Source organism: Streptomyces sp. NPDC046335, assembly GCF_055587985.1.
Map to the genome: position 1 here is coordinate 117,191 of NZ_JBVJFF010000003.1, position 22,511 is coordinate 139,701.

General features: G+C 71.1%; 19 protein-coding genes and 1 pseudogene. 7 read left to right on the top strand and 13 right to left on the bottom strand.

Annotated features, from left to right (window positions below; translation table 11 throughout):
* The first annotated feature begins 19 nt into the window (after positions 1-19).
* The 3 genes from ACZ6JY_RS07480 to ACZ6JY_RS07490 all read left to right on the top strand — a co-directional run bounded on the left by ACZ6JY_RS07480 (position 20) and on the right by ACZ6JY_RS07490 (position 2,296).
* Positions 20-784, top strand: a complete 765-nt coding sequence (locus ACZ6JY_RS07480; protein ID WP_469193902.1) for a sirohydrochlorin chelatase — start codon at positions 20-22, stop codon at positions 782-784.
* An 11-nt stretch (positions 785-795) separates the two neighbouring features.
* Positions 796-1,653 (top strand): SCO6745 family protein, encoded by an 858-nt coding sequence (locus tag ACZ6JY_RS07485; RefSeq protein WP_469193210.1) that lies wholly within the window; start codon positions 796-798, stop codon positions 1,651-1,653.
* Positions 1,654-1,753: 100 nt separating this feature from the next.
* Positions 1,754-2,296 carry a GNAT family N-acetyltransferase gene (locus ACZ6JY_RS07490; protein ID WP_469193212.1) on the top strand — a complete coding sequence of 181 codons (543 nt, stop codon included), beginning with the start codon at positions 1,754-1,756 and terminating at the stop codon, positions 2,294-2,296.
* Here the strand turns inward: ACZ6JY_RS07490 and ACZ6JY_RS07495 are convergent.
* From ACZ6JY_RS07495 to ACZ6JY_RS07520, 6 genes and pseudogenes are all read right to left on the bottom strand, one after another.
* Positions 2,281-2,649 carry a nuclear transport factor 2 family protein gene (locus ACZ6JY_RS07495; protein WP_469193214.1) on the bottom strand — a complete coding sequence of 123 codons (369 nt, stop codon included), beginning with the start codon at positions 2,647-2,649 and terminating at the stop codon, positions 2,281-2,283. The two genes, ACZ6JY_RS07490 and ACZ6JY_RS07495, sit on opposite strands and share 16 nt — an antisense overlap.
* Positions 2,642-3,190: a DUF1697 domain-containing protein gene (locus tag ACZ6JY_RS07500; RefSeq protein WP_469193904.1), complete on the bottom strand. Its 549-nt coding sequence runs from the start codon at positions 3,188-3,190 to the stop codon at positions 2,642-2,644. Before ACZ6JY_RS07500 ends, ACZ6JY_RS07495 begins: the two co-directional genes overlap by 8 nt.
* A gap of 117 nt (positions 3,191-3,307) precedes the next feature.
* Positions 3,308-4,516, bottom strand: coding sequence for a S8 family peptidase (locus ACZ6JY_RS07505; RefSeq protein ID WP_469193216.1), 1,209 nt, complete (start codon positions 4,514-4,516; stop codon positions 3,308-3,310).
* A 337-nt stretch (positions 4,517-4,853) separates the two neighbouring features.
* Positions 4,854-5,879, bottom strand: coding sequence for a CDP-alcohol phosphatidyltransferase family protein (locus ACZ6JY_RS07510; protein ID WP_469193218.1), 1,026 nt, complete (start codon positions 5,877-5,879; stop codon positions 4,854-4,856).
* A 315-nt stretch (positions 5,880-6,194) separates the two neighbouring features.
* Positions 6,195-7,440, bottom strand: a pseudogene (gene mgt, locus ACZ6JY_RS07515) (macrolide-inactivating glycosyltransferase).
* 23 nt (positions 7,441-7,463) lie between these two features.
* Positions 7,464-7,865 (bottom strand): MarR family winged helix-turn-helix transcriptional regulator, encoded by a 402-nt coding sequence (locus ACZ6JY_RS07520; protein WP_469193906.1) that lies wholly within the window; start codon positions 7,863-7,865, stop codon positions 7,464-7,466.
* A gap of 258 nt (positions 7,866-8,123) precedes the next feature.
* On the opposite strand from ACZ6JY_RS07520, the gene ACZ6JY_RS07525 reads away from it, so the two are divergent.
* Entirely contained in the window at positions 8,124-9,188 is a 1,065-nt protein-coding gene (locus ACZ6JY_RS07525) for an ABC-2 transporter permease (RefSeq protein WP_469193220.1), read from the top strand.
* Positions 9,189-9,195: 7 nt separating this feature from the next.
* Here ACZ6JY_RS07525 and ACZ6JY_RS07530 read toward each other — a convergent pair whose 3' ends face one another.
* From ACZ6JY_RS07530 to ACZ6JY_RS07540, 3 genes are read right to left on the bottom strand one after another with little or no spacing between them, the layout of a single operon-like run.
* Positions 9,196-10,509 carry an ABC transporter substrate-binding protein gene (locus ACZ6JY_RS07530; protein WP_469193222.1) on the bottom strand — a complete coding sequence of 438 codons (1,314 nt, stop codon included), beginning with the start codon at positions 10,507-10,509 and terminating at the stop codon, positions 9,196-9,198.
* The gene (locus tag ACZ6JY_RS07535) at positions 10,509-11,345 is read right to left on the bottom strand and encodes a carbohydrate ABC transporter permease (RefSeq protein ID WP_469193224.1); all 837 of its coding nucleotides are present in this window, start codon (positions 11,343-11,345) and stop codon (positions 10,509-10,511) included. The genes ACZ6JY_RS07530 and ACZ6JY_RS07535 overlap by 1 nt, the downstream gene beginning before the upstream one ends.
* Positions 11,342-12,265, bottom strand: coding sequence for a carbohydrate ABC transporter permease (locus ACZ6JY_RS07540; protein ID WP_469193226.1), 924 nt, complete (start codon positions 12,263-12,265; stop codon positions 11,342-11,344). Before ACZ6JY_RS07540 ends, ACZ6JY_RS07535 begins: the two co-directional genes overlap by 4 nt.
* A gap of 170 nt (positions 12,266-12,435) precedes the next feature.
* Here ACZ6JY_RS07540 and ACZ6JY_RS07545 point away from each other — a divergent pair, with 170 nt between their 5' ends.
* Positions 12,436-13,299, top strand: a complete 864-nt coding sequence (locus ACZ6JY_RS07545) for a phosphotransferase enzyme family protein (RefSeq protein ID WP_469193228.1) — start codon at positions 12,436-12,438, stop codon at positions 13,297-13,299.
* Positions 13,300-13,322: 23 nt separating this feature from the next.
* Here ACZ6JY_RS07545 and ACZ6JY_RS07550 read toward each other — a convergent pair whose 3' ends face one another.
* The 4 genes from ACZ6JY_RS07550 to ACZ6JY_RS07565 all read right to left on the bottom strand — a co-directional run bounded on the left by ACZ6JY_RS07550 (position 13,323) and on the right by ACZ6JY_RS07565 (position 17,682).
* A complete protein-coding gene (locus ACZ6JY_RS07550; RefSeq protein WP_469193230.1) occupies positions 13,323-14,030 on the bottom strand; it encodes an exonuclease domain-containing protein in 708 nt (235 codons plus the stop codon).
* A 115-nt stretch (positions 14,031-14,145) separates the two neighbouring features.
* Positions 14,146-15,387: an SAV2148 family HEPN domain-containing protein gene (locus tag ACZ6JY_RS07555; RefSeq protein WP_469193232.1), complete on the bottom strand. Its 1,242-nt coding sequence runs from the start codon at positions 15,385-15,387 to the stop codon at positions 14,146-14,148.
* 104 nt (positions 15,388-15,491) lie between these two features.
* Complete coding sequence (locus tag ACZ6JY_RS07560) at positions 15,492-16,808, bottom strand: copper amine oxidase (protein WP_469193234.1); 1,317 nt, start codon at positions 16,806-16,808, stop codon at positions 15,492-15,494.
* Positions 16,809-16,890: 82 nt separating this feature from the next.
* Complete coding sequence (locus tag ACZ6JY_RS07565) at positions 16,891-17,682, bottom strand: Tat pathway signal sequence domain protein (protein ID WP_469193236.1); 792 nt, start codon at positions 17,680-17,682, stop codon at positions 16,891-16,893.
* A 156-nt stretch (positions 17,683-17,838) separates the two neighbouring features.
* Between ACZ6JY_RS07565 and glgX the strand changes: the two genes are divergently transcribed.
* Together glgX and treY are read left to right on the top strand one after the other, a co-directional pair.
* Entirely contained in the window at positions 17,839-19,947 is a 2,109-nt protein-coding gene (glgX, locus tag ACZ6JY_RS07570; protein ID WP_469193238.1) for a glycogen debranching protein GlgX, read from the top strand.
* 112 nt (positions 19,948-20,059) lie between these two features.
* Complete coding sequence (gene treY, locus ACZ6JY_RS07575) at positions 20,060-22,492, top strand: malto-oligosyltrehalose synthase (RefSeq protein WP_469193240.1); 2,433 nt, start codon at positions 20,060-20,062, stop codon at positions 22,490-22,492.
* The last annotated feature ends 19 nt before the right edge of the window (positions 22,493-22,511 follow it).

The following is a 22,511-nucleotide window of genomic DNA, read 5'->3' on the forward strand; positions in this document are numbered from 1 at the left end:
CGGGCACTCCACGAGCCCCATGCACCGGCCCGTGCTGCTCGTCATCGCCCACGGCAGCCGCGACCCGCGGCACGCCGAGACCGTGTACGCGCTCGTGCGCCGGGTGCGGTCGCTGCGCCCGGGACTGCGGGTGGAGACGGCGTTCCTGGACTTCGACGCGGCCACGGTGCCGGGTGTCCTGGAACGTCTCGCGGCCGAGGGCGTGCGTGATGTCGTCGCGCTCCCGCTGCTGCTGACGCGCGCCTTCCACGCGAAGGCCGACATCCCGGCCGTCCTGCGCCGGGCCCCCGCGGGACTGCGCATCCGCACGGCGGCGGTCCTCGGCCCGTCCCCGCTGCTGACGGCCGCTCTGGAGCAGCGGTTGTACGAGGCGGGGCTCGACCCCGCCGACAAGTCCTCGACCGGGGTCGTCCTGGCCTCGGCGGGGTCCTCCGACCCGGAGGCGATCGCAGTGATCGCTGACATCGCGCGGGAGTGGCGGCACACCGGTTGGTGCGCCGTGCGGCCTGCGTTCGCCTCCGCTTCCCTGCCGCGCACCGAGGACGCCGTGCGCGCGCTGCGGGCCGAGCCCGGGGTGCGGCGGGTGGCCGTCGCCCCGTACGTCCTCGCCCCCGGCTTCCTGCCGGACCGCATCGCGCGCGGCGCCGCCGAGGCCGACGTACTCGCGGACGTCCTCGGCCCCGCACCGGCGGTGGCCGGGCTGCTCCTGCGGCGCTATGACGAGGCCCATGTTTACGGCACCCGCCGGACGGCTCCTCTGGCGCGGACTCCCGCACTGGCCTAGCTTGTGGATCCATGACCCCGAGCCGATCCCGCACGCTGTGGCTGCGGACCGAACCTCTGCACGCGGTGATCTACTTCGAGGAGCAGTGCCGCGGCCTCGGCCGTGCCCTGGGTCTCAAGGGCTTCTGGATGGGGTATTTCGCCGGCCGTACCGCCCCGATGGGCCGTGTCGGGCCCGGCGTCGCCGGGGCGGCGCTCGGGGTCTTCGCGCCCGGCATGGTCGAGCGCGCCCTGCCTTCGGCCTGGGAGTACGTGTCGCCGGACCGTGTCGTCGAGGAGCGCGCCCGGCACACGGCACGCGCGCTTCGGCGCCTCGTGCCCGACGTCGAGAGGCTGGCGGCGACGGTCAACGGCCCCCTGGCGGCCGCCGTGGAGGACGCGCCTCCGCTCGCCCGCCCCCTGTTCGCCGCCAATCGCTCCCTCGCCGACCGCTCCGACCCTGTCGAGCAGCTCTGGCAACTGGCGACGTGCGTACGGGAGTTCCGCGGTGACGCCCATGTGGCGGTCCTCGCCGACCACGGCCTGGACGCCCGCGAGGCGCTGGCGCTCGCCGCCGTCACCGGCCGGGTGGACGCGGCAGGCATCCGGCAGGCCAGGGGCTGGACCGAGGAGGAGTGGGCGGTCTCCGTGGACCGGCTGCGCGACCGGGGCCTGATCGACGGCTCGGGCCGGGTCACCGAGCGCGGGGTGACCGAGCGCGAGCTGGTGGAGGACGACACGGACCGCCTCTCGGAACACCTCCTGCGCCCCCTCACCAGAACGACGACGGACACCCTGCTCACCGCCCTGCTCCCGGCGGCCCGCTCCGTCCTGGACTCCGGCATCCTGCCCTTCCCGAACCCCATAGGCCTGCCGCGCATGGCGGGCTAGGGCCTGTCGTCCGGATCACGCCGTGGCCGCTCCAAACCGTTGGCCAAAGCCAGGCCAAATCGCTTGCTCCGCAGGGTCTCGGCCCCCTACCGTCTCGCGGATGACACCCGAACTGCGGTCCGAACGCCTGGCGCTCACCGCCTACGTCGCCTCCGACGAGACGCACTTCGTCGCACTGTTCCAGGACGAGGCCGTGGGCCGCTGGTTCGGTGAGGGCGTGCAGAGCGCCGCCGAGGACCGGGCGCTCTTCGGCCGTATATTCAGCCTCGTCTACGCCGAGGAGCGCTTCCCCGTCTGGGCCGTGCGCCACGAGGGACGTTACGTCGGCCATGCCGAGATCAAGCCGTCCCCCGAGAGCTGGCTGGACGGCCACGAGATCGTGTACGGCCTGACCAAGGAGAGCTGGGGCCTCGGTCTCGGCACCGAGCTGGCGCGGCTGCTCACCTCGTACGGCCACGAGACGCTGGGTCTCGCCGAGGTGCACGCGACCGTGGACTCGGAGAACACCGCCTCGCTCGCCGTCCTCAAGCGCCTCGGCTACACCCAGGGCCACGAGGTCCCCGAGGAGAACGGCAGGACCACTCTGCTCCTCACCTCACGGCTCCCCGCGCCGCCGCCCGCCGGAGATCACTCCTCTTCGTAAGGCGTCCCCTGGTGGTACCAGAGCCGCCAGCCGTCGTCCGTGCGCCGCCACAGCGAGCTGCGGTGGGCCTTGTGGCCGTTGCGGTCCGTGTCGAAGGTCAGGTGCACCAGGTCGTCGGCGAGCTGCACGCCCCGCATGCCGGACGTCGTGGTGGGGATGGCTCCCGGTTCCGGGCGGGCCATGAGGACCCGCACGATGGATGCCCGGTCCCAGCGCGTCCCGGAGGCCCCGACCTCGGTGAACTCCGGGTGCAGCAGCGCCCCGAACAGCTCGGGCGACGCGCGGACCTCGGGGTCCAGGAGGTGCAGTTCGCCGTCGATGGCGGCATCGACGGCGGGGTTGCGGTCAGTCACGGGTCATCTCCACGAGCTGGGTGACGGTGTTCCAGTTACGGGTGGTGGCGACGACGCCCTTGTTCACGCGTGGCTTCGCGAGCTGCTCGGCGAGCTTGGAGCGGCCGAGCCCGTCGGGCGCGTACAGATAGAGGGCGCGGTCGCCGAGCCTGAACTCCTCGGGCGCGTACGCGGGCAGGTCGATGCCGGCGAACCGCGCCGCGTCGACCGGCGCGGAGAAATAGGTGACGTGGAGCTGCTTGGGCGCCAGGCCGGCGGCGGGGAAGGGGCAGGCGTCGGCCACCGCCCGCAGATAGGCGCCGTCGCGCACCAGGACGTCCACGGCGAAGCCGAAGCGCTCCTCGATCGCCGCCCGCAGCCCGGCGGCGAGCGTCTCCTCGTCGCCCCCTGCCGCTTCGAACACCGCGTTGCCGCTCTGGAGGTACGTCCGTACGCCGCTGTGCCCGAGGCCCTCCAGGACCGCGCGCAGCTCGGCCATCGGCACCTTCTTGTGGCCGCTCACGTTGATGCCGCGCAGGAGTGCCGCGTAGGTCTTGGTCACCGTCACCATGCGCACACGATAGACACGCGACGGGTACGGCGGGCGCACACACGGCGAAGCGGCCGCCGTGCCCCGTGGGGGTGGGCACGGCGACCGCGGTCCATCGGGGCGGCGAGACTACTCGACGACCTTCAGGAGCTTGTTGGGCGTGCCCTCGCTCGGGTTGGAGATCTTGTCGGGCGTCGCGCCCTCGGTCAGGGCCGTGGCCACGTCCGCGGGCTTGGCGTCCGGGTGGGCGGCGAGGTAGACGGCGGCCGCTCCCACGACGTGCGGGGTCGCCATCGACGTACCGGAGATGGTGTTGGTGGCGTCGTCACCGGTGTTCCAGGCGGAGGTGATGTCCGAGCCCGGGGCGTAGATGTCGACGACGTCGCCGTAGTTGGAGAAGTCGGACTGCTCGTCGTCCTTGGTGGAGGAGGCGACCGTGATGGCCTCCTTCACGCGGGCCGGGGAGCCCTGCGAGGCATCGGTCGACTCGTTGCCCGCGGCCACCGCGAAGGTGACGCCCGAGGCGATGGCCTTCTGCACGGCCGCGTCGAGGGCCTCGTCGGCGCCGCCGCCCAGGCTCATGTTGGCGACGGACGGGCCCTGGTGGTTCTTGGTGACCCAGTCGATGCCCGCGACGACCTGCTCGGTGGTGCCCGAGCCCTGGTCGTCCAGGACACGCACGGCGACGATCTTCGCCTTCTTGGCGACACCGTGCGCCTCACCGGCGATGGTGCCGGCGACGTGCGTGCCGTGGCCGTTGCCGTCGTCGGCGTTGTCATCGTTGTCAACGGCGTCGAAGCCGGAGGTGGCACGGCCGCCGAAGTCCTTGTGGCTGACGCGGACACCGGTGTCGATGACGTACGCGGTGGCACCCTCGCCCGCGGCGTCCGGGTAGGTGTACTTGCCGTCGCCCGCGGTGTCCGCCTGGTCGATGCGGTCGAGGCCCCACGACGGCGGGCTGTCCTGGGTGGCGTCGATGGTGAACTTCTTCGACTGGACGACCTTGCCGACGGCCGGGTCGGCGGCCAGGCGCTTGGCCTCGGTCCCGCTCAGGCCCTTGGCGGAGAAGCCGTTGATCGCGGAGGAGTAGTTCCGCTTGAGCTCGCCGCCGTACTCCTTCGCCAGGTCGGACTTGGCGCCCTTGTCGGCCTTCTCGTCCATCATCACGATGTAGCTGCCTGCGACGGCGCCCTTGGCCTCGGCGCCGTACACCTTGCCCTCGGCGGGGGTGGCCGCACCGGCGAAGGAGGTGGCAAAGACCGTGACGCCTATCGCGGTGGCGGTGGTGGCTATCGCGGCGGTGAGCTTCATCGAGCGAGCGCGCTTGTGAGTTGCCATGAAGAGGGGTCTCCTCGTGGTGCATGTGGGGGGATGTGGGGGGTATTCAGCTGTCTCGCTTGGGGTGCGTCGTGGCGACGAAGTCGTCGCGACAGCCCTCGCGGCCCGGAAGATCTCCGGGTGTTGGGACGAAACCCTGACGGATTGACGCGCGCAGATCAATACCTTCATGCAGCTGTGACTTGTTCAACAAGGTTCTGTAATAACAAACCGGATCTGTCACAAGGGAACGGACATCCAGAGCCCGAATCCCCCCAACTCGGGCCCCGCGCCACCCATTTCCGGCCGCACCACGACGGGACCGCCCCGCGTCACCTCACGGCGGGACCGCCTCAGGTCACACCGTGGCGGCGACCCGCTCCTCCTCGAAGGAGTCGATCGTCCGCGTGAAGTCCCTCGTCGAGAGCAGCAGCTTGTAGATGATGGCGAGCTCGAAGACGAGCAGGAGTACGCCGGACACGATCGTCGCGGGCATCACCACGTCGAAGAGCGGGCCGATCATGAAGACGCCCATCTGGAACTCGATGCCACTGACGAGGTGTGCCCGGATGCGGTGACGGAGCAGGAAGGAACGGGCCCGCAGATAGAGCGGGAACTTGCGCCGGAACTCCTGGTGCAGGTCGATGACACGGGCCTTGGGCGCGGCGGCCGCCGACTCCTCCCCGTCGATCCCGGCCCCGCTCCCCGCCTCGACGTCGGCCTCGGTCTCGGCCTGGGCGGGCACGGTGTACGGAGCCTCACCGCGCGCCCTCTGCATGTCCTGTTCGATGTCCGCCTGGGGGTTGTCCCGCAGCAGGTCCTCCATGAAGGCGAGCTCCGCCTCGTTCTGCGCCCGCCGCGCCGCCCGCATGCGCGTCTTGATCTGCTTGCGCATGGTGTGACGGATCTTGAAGATCTCCAGGGAGTTGATGTACCGCAGGGTGTCGAGGCCCACCACGGCGAGCGCGAGCCAGATGTAGAAGGTGTCGCCGGTGCGCTCGTACTGGCCGCCCATCAGGGCGACGCCGCAGACCATGACGCGGATGCGGTCGAAGACGAAGTCGAGCCATGCGCCGAAGACGGAGCCCTGACCGGTGAGCCGGGCGACCTTCCCGTCCATGCAGTCGAGGATGAAGCTGAGGTGGTAGATGACGGCGCCGAGAACGAGCCACTTCCAGTCACCGAACGCGAAGCAGGCGGCGGAGCCGAGCCCCAGAAGGAACGCACCCCACGTGATCTGGTTGGGCGTGATGTTCGTCCGCATCGCGGTGAACCGTACGAGCGGCGTGGCGACCGGGTCGACGAGCAACACGGTCCACCACGCGTCGCGCTTCTTCTCGGTGATGCGGCGCACCTCGGCGAGGGGCGGTATGTCTCGGCGCATGGGGGTCAACTTCCTGGTGTTCGATGAAAGTTCACCTCACGCTAGGGAGATATTCGCTCAAGGGACAAGATCTCCCCCGTGCAACCTTTAACGGGGGGTAACGGTCTGCCTTTCCGGACGAGTCAATAGCCCTGCCAGAACAAGGCCGCGTTACCTGAGCGTTACCGAAAAGCGTGACGGAGCGTTACATTGAAAGTGGAACCACTGGGCTCCGGTCGTTTCGATGGCGAACGGCGGGACGCCCGCACACTCGCTCACGCCGCGCTTCGGTCAGCCCGGCCCAGGCCAGGCCAGGCCAGCCCGGGCCGGGCCAGGTCAGGCTCGCGCCTTCGACAGCTCCGCCTCGATGAGGTCGGCCGCCCGCTTCGTGCCGCCCTCGCCCGCCATGGAGGCCTGGACCTCCGCCAGCCTGCGCGCCACTTCGGGGTCGTCGACCAGCGCAAGGACCGCCTCGCGCAGCGCCCGCGCGTCCGCCTCCGCCATCGGCAGATGCCGGGCGACGCCGAGCCCCTGGAGCATGTCGGCGTTGCCGAACTGATCCGTGGCCAGCGGTACGGCGACCATCGGCGTGGCCGTGGCGAGCCCTTCCTGGCTGCCGCCCGCACCGGCGTGCGTGATGAAGGCGTCGGCCTTCTTCAGCACCGCGAGCTGCGGCACCCAGGACCGCACCTCCACGTTCCCCGGCACATCCCCCAGTTCGCCCACGTCGACGTGCTTGCCCACCTGGAGCACCACGTGCCAGCCCGGCAGGTCCCCGAAGGCCTTGACGCATTCACGGTAGAACGCGGGCTGCTTGGTGAAGGCGGACCCGAGCGAGACGAGCAGCACCTTCTCCGCGCCGGCGGGCCGCTCCCAGTCGCCCTGCGCGGCCCGGTCGCCCTGACAGGCGCCGACGAACGTGTGCACGCTCTCGTCGACCCGGTCGGCGTGCGGCTGAAGGGCCCGGGGGATCAGCACGAGTGACCGCGGCGGCCGGCCGACGAAGGAGTCGGGGTGCTGGTCGATCCCGTTCTCGGCGAGCCAGGCGGTGAAGCGCGCGTAGTGGGCCTGCCCCCGCTCGGTCGCCTTCAACTCCGCGTACATCGGCTCGGCGACCTCTTCCTCGTACCCCTCCCAGGCCACGAGGTTCGGCGAGAGCGAGATCTCGGGGACGCCCCAGCGGCGGGCGAGGACGCGCGCGGGGAACGAGGTGATGTCGTGCAGTACGAGGTCGGGCTCGTCCCCCTCGTACGCGCGGGCCAGCTCCGGCAGGACCTGGACCGCGTCGGCGAGGAACGGCTCGACGTGGTCGATCAGCTCGGTGCCCCAGGCCTCCGGGTCATCGTCCGGCGAGGGCAGCGTCGTGGTGTAGAGCCGGGGCTCGGCGCCGGTCTCGGCGACCTTCTCCGCGAAGGCGTGCGGAATGGCGTACGTGACGCGGTGCCCGCGGGCGACGAGCTCACGGATGACTTCGAGGCTCGGATTGACGTGGCCGTGGGCGGCGATCGAGAACATGGCGATATGGGCGGGCCGGGGTGTGGTCATACCCGGCAGCCTAAACAAGACGAGACGTCTCGTGCAATACCTTTCCCGCGCCAGCGGCGGCTACTCGATGCCAGGCTCCTCGGCGGCGGTCTCGTTGTAGCGCAGCAAGTACTCCGCGAACTGGGACAGGTCCGGCCCGCTCCACTCGGCGAGCCGCTCCCGGAAGGCGATCCGGCGGGCGTTGCCGACCTGCGCGAGGACCTCGTCGCCCCGCTCGGTGAGGTGCAGCACGTGCACCCGGTGATCGGCGGGGTCGCGCCGCCGCTCGACGAGCCCGGCCTTCTCCAGCGCGCCGACCTGCCTGCTGATCGTCGACTTGTCGAGCGTGTAGTGCGCGGCCAGATCCGTGGCCCGGCAGCCGCCCTGGAATTCGAGGTGCCCGAGGAGGGTGAACGAGACGAGCGAGAGCTCGGGGTGCATCCGCGCGGCGGTGGCGCGGGCGCGGCGCGCGAAGGCGGTCATCTCGCGCTGGATGGTCTCGATGGCGACGTCCCGCGACTCGGGGGCCGCCTCGCCCGGCTCCCCGGCCGGGGAATCAGCCGGGCCGCCGGCCGGGGCACCACCCGGGGAACTGTCTCGCTCGGTCACGATTTCACCCTTTCCGTGGATGGTTGTAGAGTACAACATGACGATGAGTTGTATATACCAACTACCTATCCGTCTCGCCACACCCCGATCCAGACGAGCAACCCGATCAAGACGAACAACCGGAGAACGCCCATGTCCGCCACAGCGGAACCCGCCCCCGGAGTGCGCGACACCCTGCGCCACGTCCTCCTCCACCTGGTGACGCCCCTGCTCATGTGCCTCGGCATGGGCCTCGCCTACATGGGCGCCTTCGTCACCCCCGAGCCGAACCATCTGCCGGTCGCCGTCGTCGGATCGGGCCCGGCGGCCGACTCCTTCGCGCAGGGCGTCCGCGCATCGGCGGGCGACGCGCTCGACGTGCGCTCGCTCCCCGACCGCGGGCAGGCCGTGGACGCGCTGAAGTCGCTGGACATCGCGGGGGCCTACGTCCCCGACGCGAAGGCGCCCGAGCTGGTCGTGGCCTCGGCGGGCTCCGACATGAGCGCCATGGCGGTGCAGAAGATCTTCACGCCGATCGCGGCGGAGCAAGGCGTACCGCTGAAGGTCACCGACGTGGCGAAGCCGGTCGTCGACGATCCCACGGGGCAGGGCCTGTTCTTCCTGCTCGTCGCCGTCAGCATCGGCTCCTACGCCTCCGTGGCCGTACTCGGCGCCGCGGGCGCGGGGCTGCGGATGCGGGCCCGCGCGGGCCTCGTCGTGGGGGTCTCCTTCGCCGTCAGCCTGATCGGCGCGGCGCTCGCGGGGCCGATCTTCCACCTGGCGCACCAGGGCCTCTGGGGCGTGTGGGCGCTTGCCTGGCTCTACTCGGCCGGGGTCCTCTTCATCGGCGTCGGCCTGCACACGTTCCTGAAGCGCTGGACCACGCTGACGATGATGGTGCTCTTCGTGATGCTGAACTTCACGACGTCCGGCGGCCTCTTCCGCCCCGAACTGCAGAACGGCTTCTTCGGCTCGCTGCACTCCTTCTGGAACGGCGCCGGCTTCGTCGAGGGCGTCCGCGGCCACCTCTACTTCGGCGGCCACGACCTCGCCACCCACGTGTGGACGCTGACCGCCTGGCTGGTCCTCGGCCTGCTGATCGTCGCCGTCGCGGCCCTGTGGGAGCGGCGCCGTCCCACGGCGGCGACGCCCGGTGCAGCGACGCCCGGTGCGGCCGAGGCCCCCGAGGAGGAGATGGAGGAGTCGGTGGCCGTGTGAGGCGGGGCTACCGCTGGTATCTCGCCAGCACCCTGTTGCCGTCCTCCACCAGGCGTTTGCGTAGCTCCGCCATGTCGATCGCGCCGCTGTAGTACTCCTGGAGCGCCGGGGTGGCGACCTTGTCCTTCCACTCCGGGTAGCCGCGCACCGACTGGGCGGGGGCCGGGCGCAAATGCTTGGCGAGGGCCGTGCCCGTGGCCCAGTCGTGCTTCTCCGTGTGCAGCGCGGGGTCTCGCAGTGCCTCCTCACCGGTCGGCAGCATCCAGTCGCCGCGCGCCAGCTTCACCATGTTCTGCGGCTGGAGGAAGAAGTCGATGAACTCGGCCGCCTCCTTCTTGTGCGGGCTGTCCTCGGCCACGGACAGCGTCTGCGGGCTGACGCCCTGCGCGAGCCCCTCGGGACCCGCGGGCGCGGGCAGCACCTGCCAGTCGAAGCCCTTGGGGGCCTGCTGGACGATCTGCTGGCGGTAGGAGAAGCCGAGCGGGACCATCGCGTACTTGCCGCCGAAGAAGCCGGGGAGCGTGTCGGAGCCGCCCATGCCGAGAGTGACGTCCGAGGCGCTCCTGTCCTTGTTCACCTGGTCGTGGACCGTGCGCGGCATGGTTTCGTCGGCCTTGTCGAAGCGGATGTCGACCTTGCCGTCCTCGCCCCGGTGGAACATCTGGCCGCCCGCGGACAGCGAGAGGTTGAGCGTCGCGGAGACCGGCTCCTTCAGCGGCCAGGCGACGCCGTACTTCCCGTCCTCGCCGTCGCCGAGCCGTGCGGTGACGCGTCTGAACTCCTGCCAGCTCCAGGGCTTCTCGGGGGTCGGAATCCGTACGCCCGACCTCTTCAGCCACTTCGCGTCGGCGATCAGGACGCGCGGCTCCTGGAGGAACGGGACTCCGTAGACCTTGCCGCCGAACGTCGTCGTCTCCCAGCTCCGCTGCGGGATGTCCGACTTGAGGCGCTCGGGCAGGAGGTCGCCGAGGTCCGCGAGATAGCCGCCGTACGCGAAGTCGGCGAGGTCGTCCGAGGCGTCGTGGATGATGTCCGGCGCCTCGCCGCCCTCGAAGGACGTGAGGAGCTGGTCGTGGACGCTGTCCCAGCTGCCCTGCACGTACTCGACCTTGACGTCTGGGTGCGTGGCGTTCCACTCCTCGACCAGTGCCTTGTTGGCGTCGACGGACTCCTTCTGCCAGGCCAGGGACTGGAACTGGAGGGTGATCCGGCCGCCGTCGTCGTCGCCCGAGCCGCCGCCGCAGCCGGCGAGCAGCAGGGTGAGCGCGGTGGCGGCGCCGAGGAGCCGGCCGCGGCGGAAGCGGAATCGCGAGGTGCTCATCAGGCCTTCACCGCCCCCGCCAGCATGCCGCCCGTGATCCGCTTCTGGATGATCGCGAAGATGACGAGCGAGGGGATGGTCGCGAGGAAGGCCGCCGCGGCGAGCGGACCGAGGTCCGCGACACCCTCCGCGCCGATGAAACGGTTGAGGATGACCGGCAACGTCTGCTTCTCCGGGGTCTTGAGCAGGACGAGCGCGAAGAAGAACTCGTTCCACGCGGTGATGAAGGCGAACATCGCGGTGGCCACGATGCCGGGCGCGAGGAGCGGCGCGACCACCGAGACGAAGGTCCGCACCCTGCTCGCGCCGTCCACCGCCGCCGCCTCCTCCAGCTCGGCGGGCACGGCACGGACGTACCCCACGAGCATCCACAGCGCGAAGGGCAGCGACCACACCACATAGACCATGATCAGGCCGAGCAGTGAGTTGATCAGGTGCAGGTTCTTCAGGATCAGGAAGAGCGGGATGATGATCAGGACGAACGGGAACGCCTGGCTGATCACCACCCAGCCCGTGGCCGCCTTCGCGAGGCGGTTGCGGTGCCGCGCCATGACGTACGCCATCGGGGTCGCGATGACGACCGCGATCAGGGCCGCGCTGCCCGCCGCGACCAGGGAGTTGCCCGCGGCCCGCAGCAGCGGCTGCTCGTCGAAGGCCTGCCGGAAGTTCTCCAGGGTCGGGTCCTGCGGGATCCACGTGGGGTGGAGGCTGCCCAGCTCCCGCGCGGGCTTGAAGGCCGTGGAGATCAGCCAGAGGAACGGGAAGGCCAGGAAGACGAGGTAGGCGGCGAGCGCCACGTACTGCGCGGCGCGGGTGGTCTTCTTCGTACGCGTCATGCCTCGTCGCCTCCCTTCAGGCGGCCCACGAGGTAGAAGGCGAGGATCACCGAGATCACGGCGACCATGACGCAGCCCATGGCGGCGGCGTAGCCGAACTGGCCGTAGCGGAACGCCTCCTCGTAGGCGAACAGCATGGGCAGGCGGGTGCGGCCGCCGGGGCCGCCCTGGGTCAGGACGTAGACCAGGGCGAAGGAGTTGAAGTTCCAGATGAAGTTGAGCGCGGTGATGGCGAGGGCGACCGGCTTGATCGCGGGCCAGGTGACGGTGCGGAACCGGCGCCATGCCCCCGCGCCGTCCATCGCGGCGGCCTCGTGCAGCTCGCGCGGGGTGTTCTGAAGTCCGGCGAGCAGGGCGACGGTGGTCTGCGGCATGCCCGCCCAGATGCCGACGACGATCACGGCGAAGAGCGCGGTGGCCGTGCCGGTCAGCCAGTCCTTGCCGTCCCCGAGGCCGAGGCCGGAGAGCGTTTCGTTGAGCACGCCGGCGTCCGGGTGGTAGACGAGCCGCCACATGATGCCGACGACGACCTCCGGCATCGCCCACGGGATGATCGCGAGCGCCCGCGCCAGCCAGCGCATCCGCAGCGGCTGGTTGAGCAGCAGGGCGAGGCCGAGCGCGAGGAAGAACTGCGGCACGGTGACGCCGAACGCCCACAGCAGGCCGATCCGGAACGAGTCCCAGAACAGCGTGTCGTGCAGCAGGTCCTGGAAGTTGAGCCCGCCGATCCACTGGGTGGGTTCGGTGCGGCCCGACTGGGAGTCGGTGAAGGCCAGCGCGATGCCGTAGAGGAGCGGGCCGACGCTGAGGACGAGGATCGGGATCAGCGCGGGCAGCACGAGGAACCAGGCGCCGTGGTCCGCGGGCCGGGGGCCTGGCGCGCCTCTCGCTGACCGCTTCGTCGCGGTCGCCAATGTCACGGGATCGGCTCCTTTGGGCGGCTGGTGTGGGTCCGGCCGCCCTGGCGGCCCCCGTCATCGTGCTGATGTGATCTTGATACGTCAAGCAGCTGCGCAGCCCGCGCACACGCCTTGGCCAGTGCGAATGCGAGACTGTCGGCGATCCGGGTGATGGGTGCGGGAGGCACGGGATGGACGAGGCACAGGCGCGGCGTGTACTGCGCGCGGCGGCTCCGGCGGTGGCGACGGGCGGGGCCGAGCTGCTCGCCCTCGGTGAGAACGCGGTGTTCGCCGCCGGCGATCTCGTTGTCAAGGTCGGGCGCGCCGCCCCCGAACTGCTCGACCGGGCCGAGCGGGAACTCGCCGTCGCCCGGTGGCTGGAACAGGCCGGCGTCCCCGCCGTGCGCGCCGCCGAAGGCGAGGCCCGCCTGGTGGACGGCCATCCGGTCACGGTCTGGCACCGGCTCCCGGAGGCCGTGCGCCCTGCCGAGCCGCGCGACCTCGCCGCGCTCATCCGTCTCGTACACGCCCTTGAACCTCCTTCCCTGGAACTGCCCCGCCGTGAACTGCTCGGTGGTGTCGAGCGCTGGCTGCGGCTCGCGGGCGACGCCGTCGACCCGGCCGACGCGGACTACCTCCGGCAGCGCAGGGACGGCTTCGCCGCCGCCTCGGCCGCGCTGACCCCGCACCTCGCCCCGGGCCCGATCCACGGCGACGCGCTGCCGCGCAACGTCCTGGTCGGCCCCGAAGGCCCCGTACTCGTGGACCTGGAGACCTTCTCCTCGGATCTGCGCGAGCACGACCTGGTCGTCATGGCGCTCTCCCGCGACCGCTACGGCCTCGCGCCCGAGGCGTACGACGGCTTCGTGTCGACGTACGGCTGGGACGTGCGCGAGTGGGACGGGTGTGCCGTGCTGCGCGGGGCCAGGGAGACCGCGAGCTGCGCCTGGGTCGCCCAGCACGCGCCCGCCAACCCCAAGGCGCTCGACGAGTTCCGCCGGCGGGTGGCGTCCCTGCGGGACGGCGATCCCGAGGTCCGCTGGTACCCCTTCTGAGCCCGGCGGCCGGAGCCCTAGCCCTAGCCCTCCCGCAGGGGCCACACGCCGTCCACCACCGCGTCCGCGTTGCCCTTGCCGCGCAGGAAGGTCTGGAAGTCCGCCGCCCACTGCGCATACCACTCGGTCTGGCGGCGGTGCAGCTCCGCCGGGCCGAGAGCGGCGACCTTGGGGTGGCGGCCGGCTATCGCGCGGGCGAGGCGGACCGCGGCGAGGGCGTCGGCCAGGGCGTCGTGGGCGGACTCCAGGACCACGCCGTACTCCGTGCAGACCGCTTCCAGATTCCGCTTGCCCCTGCGGTAGCGGTCCGCGCGGCGGTCGATCGTGTACGGGTCGATGACCGGGCCCGGCTCGGCGCCGTCGAGGCGCTCGCTCAGGGACGGCAGGCCATGCCTCCGCAGTTCGGCGGAGAGCAGGCTCAGGTCGAAGACCGCGTTGTACGCGACGACCGGGACGCCCGACAGCCAGTACGACGTGAGGACGTCGGCCACTGTCCCCGCCACCTCGTCGGCGGGTCTGCCCTCGGCCACCGCGCGCTCGTTGGTGACGCCGTGCACGGCGACCGCGTCGGCCGGTATCGGAACGCCCGGGTCCGCGAGCCAGGTGCGGTGCCCCAGCGTCTCTCCGGCTTTGAGCTCCACCACCGCCGCGGTGACGATGCGTGACTCGGCCGGGTTTGTCCCCGTGGTCTCCAGGTCGAACCCGACCATCAGCTCTTGGTGCCAGCCCATGGCCGCCCCCTTCTTCGTGGTGCTTTCCCCCAGTGACCACCACGATCGCACGCACCACTGACAACGCGAGGGCCGCGTTCCGCTCAGCCCGCCACCACGAACGCCGCGGCCGCGTTCACGACACCGGTCGCGAGTCCGCCCACGCCAGTTCGAACTCCTCGCGGTACGTGGCGAAAAGCCCGCCTTCACCCGGATCGTCCGACTTCACCACCCGGCCGCCGCCGCGCAGCACGAGCACCGGCGCCTCCATCCCCCGCGTCCTGCGCAGATACGACTGGACGACGGCGATCCCGTCCGATCCGTCCCCGTCGACCAGGTACGCGGTGAAGCGCGGCGTCTCGTCGAAGACCTGGATCTCGAAGGCACCCGGGTCCCGCAGGCGCGCCCTGACCCGGCGCATGTGCAGGATGTTCATCTCGACCGTACGGCTCAACTCGCCCTTTTTGATGCCCAGTTCGCGCTCGCGGCGCTTGACCGCGCTGCTCGCCGGGTTGAGGAAGAGCAGCCGCGCCCGGCAGCCGGACTCCGCGAGCCCGACGAGACGGCGGCCGGAGAAGTTCTGGGCGAGGAGGTTGAGGCCGATCCCGATCGCGTCGAGGCGGCGGGCGCCGCCGAAGATGTCCTCCGCGGGGAACTGCCGCAGCAGCCGCACCCGGTCGGGGTGGACTGCGACCACGTCCGCGTACCGGTCGCCGACCAGATCCTCGACGGCGTCGACGGGCAGGCGCCGCGCGGACGGCGTGTCGGTGCCCGCGCCGAGGATGTCGAGCAGCCTGGCCGAGGCGCGCTCGGCCTGGCCGAGGACCGCCTCCGAGAGCGCGCGGTTGCGCGAGACGACGTTGCGGGTGACCTCCAGCTCGTCCAGGGCCAGCTCGACGTCGCGCCGCTCGTCGAGGTACGGCTCGAAGCACGGCCAGTGCTGCACCATCAGCTCGCGGAGCTGGGGCAGCGTGAGGAAGCTGAGGACGTTGTCGTCGGCGAGGTCCAGCAGGTACCCCTTGCGGCGGCTCACCTCGCGCACGGCGACCGCCCGCTGCACCCACTCCTGGCCGGCGGGCCCTGCGGCGGCGACCACCCAGTCGTCCCCGTGCACCGGTTCGTAGATCGGGCGCAGAACAGCGGCCACGACCGCGCGCAGCCGCTGTTCCACCAGATTCAGCCAGATGTAGGCCCGCCCCGCCCGCTGGGCGCGCGTACGGACCTCGCGCCAGGCGTCGGCGCCCCACTCCAGCTCCGGACCTATCTGGGACGCCGTCTCCATCGGCCGCGCCAGCGACACCGCTCCGGCGGGTACGTCCGCGGAGCCCCCCTCGTGACCCTCGTCACCTGGGGGCAGCTCCCGCCCACCCGAGCTCACCCGCGCACCCGCCTTCCGCTCCCCCGCACACTCCCCCGGTCAACGATCAAGGAAGGGTACTCCGGGAGCGGCGGGCGGTGCAGCCCGATGGGCAGGGTGGTTTCTCAACCGCCCATCGGAGGCTGACCGTTCTGCCCCGCGAGGTCCTGCGGAGTGAGCGGACTCATAGCGGTGACGTCACGCGCGGCGAGCGAGAAGCCCTGCCAGTGGACCGGCATCGGCTGCTGGTCCTCGTCACGGGCGATGTGGTGGAAGCCGACGTGCACCCAGGTCACGGGGTGCGTCATCGTCTGGCCGTTCACCCACTTGTCGACGCTGGTCGGCGCTCCGCCCGCGCAGCCCGGGTTGTTGCTCGCGTACTGCTCGCACTTCTTGTACTGGGTGAAGTACACGTCGTGCTTGGTGAACTCCCGGCCCGCGTGCTTGCTGCTGGCCCCGGGCACGATCTCGTACGACCTGCGGTGGCCGTCCTTGTTCTTGCCCGCGCCGCTGACGACGCGCCACCAGCGCATGTCCTTGCGGTCGCCCGCGAGTTCCTTGCTGACCTTGGTGCGGGTGGTCTTCGTCTTGGGGCTGCCCTGGCCGGTGGGCGGGGTGACCTTGGAGTCGTACTGCTCGACCTTGGCCTTCGGGGAGCCGTCCAGGCCGAAGTTCAGCCGCCAGAAGACGTTGTGGGCGTGGCTCTCGGCCTTGGCCTGGTCGCCCTTGCCGATGGGCCAGCCGCGGCTGTCGCCGCCGTCGTAGTCGTACGGCGAGAGGCTGCCGGTCGCGCCGACGTTGGAGGTGATCGTGCCGTCCGAGGAGAAGCGCCACTCGGTGATGTACTCGTACCAGGAGGCCTTGTTCACGGTGTAGACGAGCAGGTCCTTGCCCTGGCTCGTGTAGACCTTGCCGGTGCCGCCGGTGCTCGGGTCGTCGTTCAGGCGGTAGGCGTGCCCACGCGCGCGTGTGGTGGTGCACAGGCCCTTGACGTTGCCGCGGTTCGGGACCTTGACGGTCTTGATGGTGCCGCCGGGGCACTCGCTCGTCTTGAGGTTCTGAAGCGCCTGGCCGAAGTCGGTGCCGGTGACGTCGTCGTACTCGGCCTCACCGTCGTCGTAGGGGACGTGGACCTGCGCGAGGCGGGCGCTGGTCAGGACGGGGATCGGCTTGGGCTCGCCCTTGGGCTGGTAGCTGATCTTGTCGAGTATCAGCCCGGAGAGCGTGTTGTAGTGCCAGCACATGCGCCAGGTCGTGCCGCCGTCGAGCGTCTGCTCGATCTTGTAGGCGGCGCTGCAGTCGGCCGCGGCGGCGGGCGCGCTCGGCGCCTGCGGTGCGGCGGAGGCGGGGGTGGTGGCGCTCAGGGCGCCGCCGATGAGCGCGGAGACCGCGACGGCCATGGTGGCCCGGCCGCGGGCGCGCGAAAGTCTGTTGACGTGCATTGCGGAGTGAACTCCCTCGTACGAGGAGAAACGAGTGTGGTGTCGGGCGCGGACACGGGTCGCCGTGCCGCGCGCGGCCGGGTCAGCCGAGGCGCCCCACGGTGCCGGCGCTCAGGTCCACGACGAGGGACCTGGTGTCGATCCAGGGGCCGCTCTTGACCTTGGTGACGACTTGGAGGCAGCGGTGCTTGCCGCACTCGGTCAGCTCCGCGGGCACCCGCTCGACGGTCTCCTTGCGGAAGACCATGCCGCTCAGTTCGAGCTGCCCGGGGCCCGTGAGCGCCTTGCCGGTGGCGTGCTTGAAGTCCTTCTTCAGGCCCTTGCCGAGCGGGTCGGCGATCAGCAGCCGGGCGCCCTCGACGAGCTCCTCCTGGCTGGGCGGCGGCTGGATGTTCTGGGCGGTCGTCGTGTCGTCCACCTTGCCGGTCTCCAGGTTGACCGTCTTGGTGATGACCGCGTCCTTCTTGTAGTCGTAGTAGACGACTTCGGCCCTGCGCTCCGCGGCCGCGCCGATGTCGGTCGGGTCCGGCTCGCTGAGGTTCGTGGACAGCAGCTGCGGGCCGCGGTCCCCTTCGACGTCCCGGGCGCTGGAGCGCATCGGCGCGGACACCGACACCTTTTCGGCCCGCTTGATCTCGTCGTCGGTCAGCGGATCGCTGCCGACGCCCCTCGCGCCCTCCTCGGGCGCTGGTTCGACGACGCCGTTCTTGGCGATGGCGTCCTGTTCCTGTGCTGCCGCGTTGGCCTGGCGGTCCCCCGACTCGCCCGCCCCCGCTCCGGGCAGAACGGCGCCCACCAGCACGGCGGTGGCGGCCGCCGCTACTGCCGCGCCCGCCACCACCTTCCCCAGGTGGCGTCTGACTATTTCGCGCACTTACTCCCCCTACTCCCCTGGCATCCCTTTTGTGGGCATGCCGAGTATGTGGTCAGCGGGTTAGACGGGTTCGACTACGCAGTGGTTGCCCCACTTTTGGGCAGACTCTGGCCAATGTGCCCCGAACAGAGGGGGCGTGAGTGAAAGAGACTCCGCATGCAGGTCTGGCCTGGACAGGCGTACCCCTTAGGCGCCGTGTACGACGGAGCCGGCACGAACTTCGCGGTCTTCTCCGAAGCCGCGGAGCGCGTGGAGCTGTGTCTGCTGCACGACGACGGCTCGGAGACAGCCGTCGAACTGCGCGAGTCCGACGCGTTCGTACGGCATGCCTACCTCCCCGGCGTCATGCCCGGACAGCGCTACGGCTTCCGCGCACACGGTCCCTACGACCCCGGGCAGGGGCACCGCTGCAACTCCGCGAAGCTGCTGCTCGATCCCTACGCGCGCGCGGTGAGCGGGCGCGTCGACTGGGGCGAGGAGGTGTACGGCTACCACTTCGACGACCCCGGCAGGCGCAACGACCTGGACTCGGCCCCCCACATGATGACGTCGGTGGTGGTCAACCCGTACTTCGACTGGGGCGACGACCGGCCGCCCCGCACCCCGTACCACCAGACCGTGATCTACGAGGCCCATGTGAAGGGCCTGACGATGCTGCATCCGGACCTCCCCGACGACCTGCGCGGCTCGTACGCGGCGCTCGGCCACCCGGCGGTCATCGAGCACCTCACCGGCCTCGGCGTGACCGCTCTGGAGCTGATGCCGGTCCACCAGTTCGTCAACGACCACCGCCTGGTCGACATGGGCCTGAACAACTACTGGGGCTACAACACGATCGGCTTCTTCGCCCCGCACAACGCGTACGCCTCCTGGGGCGACCGGGGCGAGCAGGTCCTTGAGTTCAAGCAGGCCGTGAAGGCGCTGCACGAGGCGGGCATCGAGGTGATCCTCGACGTCGTCTACAACCACACCGCCGAGGGCAACCACCTGGGCCCCACGCTGTCCTACAAGGGCCTGGACAACGCCTCGTACTACCGTCTCACCGACGATCCCCGCTACTACATGGACACCACGGGGACCGGCAACTCGCTCCTGATGCGGTCGCCGCACGTACTCCAGATGATCATGGACTCGCTGCGGCACTGGGTCACTGACATGCACGTGGACGGCTTCCGCTTCGACCTCGCGGCGACGCTCGCCCGGCAGTTCCACGAGGTGGACCGGCTCTCCTCGTTCTTCGACCTCGTGCAGCAGGACCCCGTCGTCAGCCAGGTGAAGCTCATAGCCGAGCCCTGGGACGTCGGCGAGGGCGGCTACCAGGTGGGCAACTTCCCGCCGCTGTGGACCGAGTGGAACGGCATGTACCGCGACACGGTGCGCGACCTGTGGCGGGGCGAGCCGCGCACCCTCGCGGAGTTCGCGTCCCGGCTCACCGGCTCGTCCGACCTCTACCAGGACGACGGCCGGCGGCCCCTGGCCTCCATCAACTTCACCACCTGCCACGACGGATTCACCCTGCACGACCTCGTCTCGTACAACGAGAAGCACAACCATGCCAACGGTGAGCAGAACCGGGACGGCGAGAGCCACAACCGCTCCTGGAACTGCGGCGCAGAGGGCGAGACCGACGACGCGGACGTCCTCGCCCTGCGCGAGCGGCAGATGCGCAACTTCATCGCCACGCTGATGCTCTCCCAGGGCGTGCCGATGCTCAGCCACGGGGATGAGTTCGCCCGCACCCAGGGCGGCAACAACAACGCGTACTGCCAGGACAACGAAGTGGCGTGGGTGCGCTGGCCGGACGGGGAGAGTTCCCTGCTGGCCTTCACGCGCGCGATGGCGATGCTCCGGCGCGACCATCCGGTCTTCCGGCGGCGCCGGTTCTTCCACGGCCGCCCGGTCCAGGGCACCCGTGACGAGCTGTCCGACATCGCCTGGTTCACTCCGGAGGGCGAGGAGATGGAGCAGAGCGACTGGGACGCGTCGCACGCGCGCGCGTTGAGCGTGTTCATGAACGGCAACGCCATATCGGAGCCGGGACAGCGCGGCGAGCGGATCACCGACGACTCGTTTCTGCTGATGTTCAACGCCTCTCCGGAGCCCCTGGAGTTCGTGGTTCCGGTCAACCACGGGCGGCAGTGGCAGATCGTGGTCGACACGGCGCTCGAAGAAGGGGCGGAGCCGGACGCGGGCCCCAAGGTGCGGGCCGGCGACCGCCTGACCCTGACCGACCGGAGCCTCACGGTGCTGCGGCGGCCCGCGTGACGACGGCTTCGGCGAGCGACGTGGCGGCGGCTCCGGGGCCGGGCGGCGCCGAAGAGGGTGACCGGCGGGAGCGGATGACACGAAAGGCGTCCGGGCGGGTACGTACCTTCGCATGACCCCTGACCGTTCCGGCCCCGCGGTGCCGCCTCTGCCGACCGCGACGTACCGGCTCCAGTTGCAGCCGGACTTCCCGTTCGCCGCCGCCGAGGCGGCCGTCCCGTATCTCGCCGCCCTCGGTGTGTCGCATCTGCACCTGTCACCGGTCCTGGAGGCGGTGCCCGGTTCGACGCACGGCTATGACGTGGTGGACCACGCGCGCGTGCGGGAGGAACTGGGCGGCGAGGAGGGGCTGCGGGCCCTGGCGCGCACGGCCCGGGAGGCCGGCCTCGGCCTGGTCGTGGACATCGTGCCGAACCACATGGCGGCCGTGCCGCGGCACAATCACGCGCTCTGGCAAGTGCTGCGCGAGGGTCCCGAGTCGGCGTACGCACACTGGTTCGACATCGACTGGGAGGCCGGGAGCGGGCGCGTCCTGCTGCCGGTCCTCGGGGGCAGGCTCGGGCACGAGCTGGGGGCGCTGCGGGCCGAGGGCGACGTCCTGCGCTACCACGAACACGCGTTCCCCATCCGTGAGGGCACAGGCCACCTGCCGCTGCCGGAGCTGCTCGACGCCCAGTGGTACCGCCTGGCCTGGTGGCGGCTGGCCCGTACGGAACTCAACTACCGGCGCTTCTTCACGGTCTCCGACCTCATCGGGGTGCGCGTCGAACATCCCGACGTCTTCGAGGCGACCCACGCCAAGATCCTGGAGCTGCTGCACGAGGGCGTCATCGAGGGCCTGCGGATCGACCACCCGGACGGCCTCGCCGATCCAGGAACGTATCTGCAACGGCTGCACGAGGCGACGGGCGGGCGCTGGACGGTCGTCGAGAAGATCCTCGCCGACGGCGAGCGGCTGCCCGCCGCCTGGCCGGTCGCGGGCACCACCGGCTACGACGCGCTGCGCCACCTGGACGGCGTCCTCACCGATCCGGCGGGCGCGGGGGAGCTGCTCGGGCAGTACCGGCGCTTCGCCGCGCCGCCTCCCGACCGGGGCGGCGAGTGGGAGGCGACGGCGCGCCGCGCCGCGTACAAGGTCGTCACGCACGAACTGGCCGCCGAGGTGGACCGCCTCACCCGCGAGGCCACCGCGATCTGCGCGGCCGACCCCGCGCTGCGGGACCACGCGCCCTGGGCGATCCGGACGGCGCTGCGCGAGCTGCTCGTGCGCGTTCCCGTCTACCGGCCGTACGCCACCGGGGGCGCCGCCCCCGAAACGGTGCTCACCGAGCGGGCGGCGGACGAGGCACGGGCCGTCTTCACCGTGCCGGAGGAGGCGGAGACGGTCACGGTCGTACGGGACCTTGCGCTGGGCCGGGCCGGTGCGGCGGGCGATGGGCGCCAGAAGGAGGCGGTGGCGGGGTTCCGCGCGCGGTTCGCGCAGGTCGCCTCCGCGCTGCGGGCCAAGGCCCTGGAGGACACCGCGTTCTACCGGCACGCGCCGCTGCTCTCGGCGGCGGAGGTGGGCGGCGCGCCGGAGCGGCCCGCGGTCTCCCTGGCGGAGTTCCACGGGTACTTCGCGCGCGTGCAGCGCGACTGGCCCTACTCGGGCACGGTCCTCTCGACCCACGACACCAAGCGGAGCGCGGATGTCCGGGCGGGCATCTCGGTCCTCACGCAGTGCCCCGACCGGTGGGCCGACCTGCTGGCCACGCTGACCGAGCAGACGGCAGGAGCCGGCGGCACGAGCGCGCCGGACCCGCAGCTCGCCTGGGCGGCCTGGCAGACGTCGGTGGGGTTCGGCTTCCCGTACGACGCACGGCTGCGGAACGCGCTGGTCAAGCACGTGCGCGAGGCGGGCCTCCACACGAGTTGGACCGAGCCCGACGAGGCGTACGAGAAGGCGGTGGAGGCGTTCGTGGAGGCGGGGCCGTGCGGGCCGCCGCTGTACGCGGTCGCGTCGTTCACGCGCGACCTTGACGCCCATGTACGGGCCAACGTGCTGGGCGCGGCCCTGCTCCATCTGGCCGCTCCGGGCGTGCCGGACCTGTACCAGGGCACGGAGGGCGAGTACCGCGCGCTGGTCGACCCCGACAACCGGCGCCCCGCGCGCTTCCAGCGGCATGTCCTGGAGCGGCTCGACGCGGGCGGGGAGCGCTGCGACCTCTCCGAGGAGAAGACGGCGCTGACGGCGGCGGTCCTGCGGCTGCGCAGGAGGCGCCCCGAACTCTTCGGCGGGGCCGCGACGTACGAGCCGCTGACGGCCGAGGGGCCGGGCGCGCCGCACTGCGTGGCGTTCGCGCGCTCCGGGCAGGTCGTGGCGGCGGCGACGCGGCTGTCGCTGCGCCTCGCGGACGCGGGCGGCTGGCGCGGGACGGAGCTGCCGCTGCCGGCCGGGCGGTGGACGGACCTGCTCGCCCCTGAGCGTGTTTTCGAGGGCCACGCGCGCGTGGCGGAGCTTTTCGCACAGTCGCCCGTGGCGCTGCTCGAACGGACGGAGGGCTGAGCGGAGGGCGAGGGGTGTG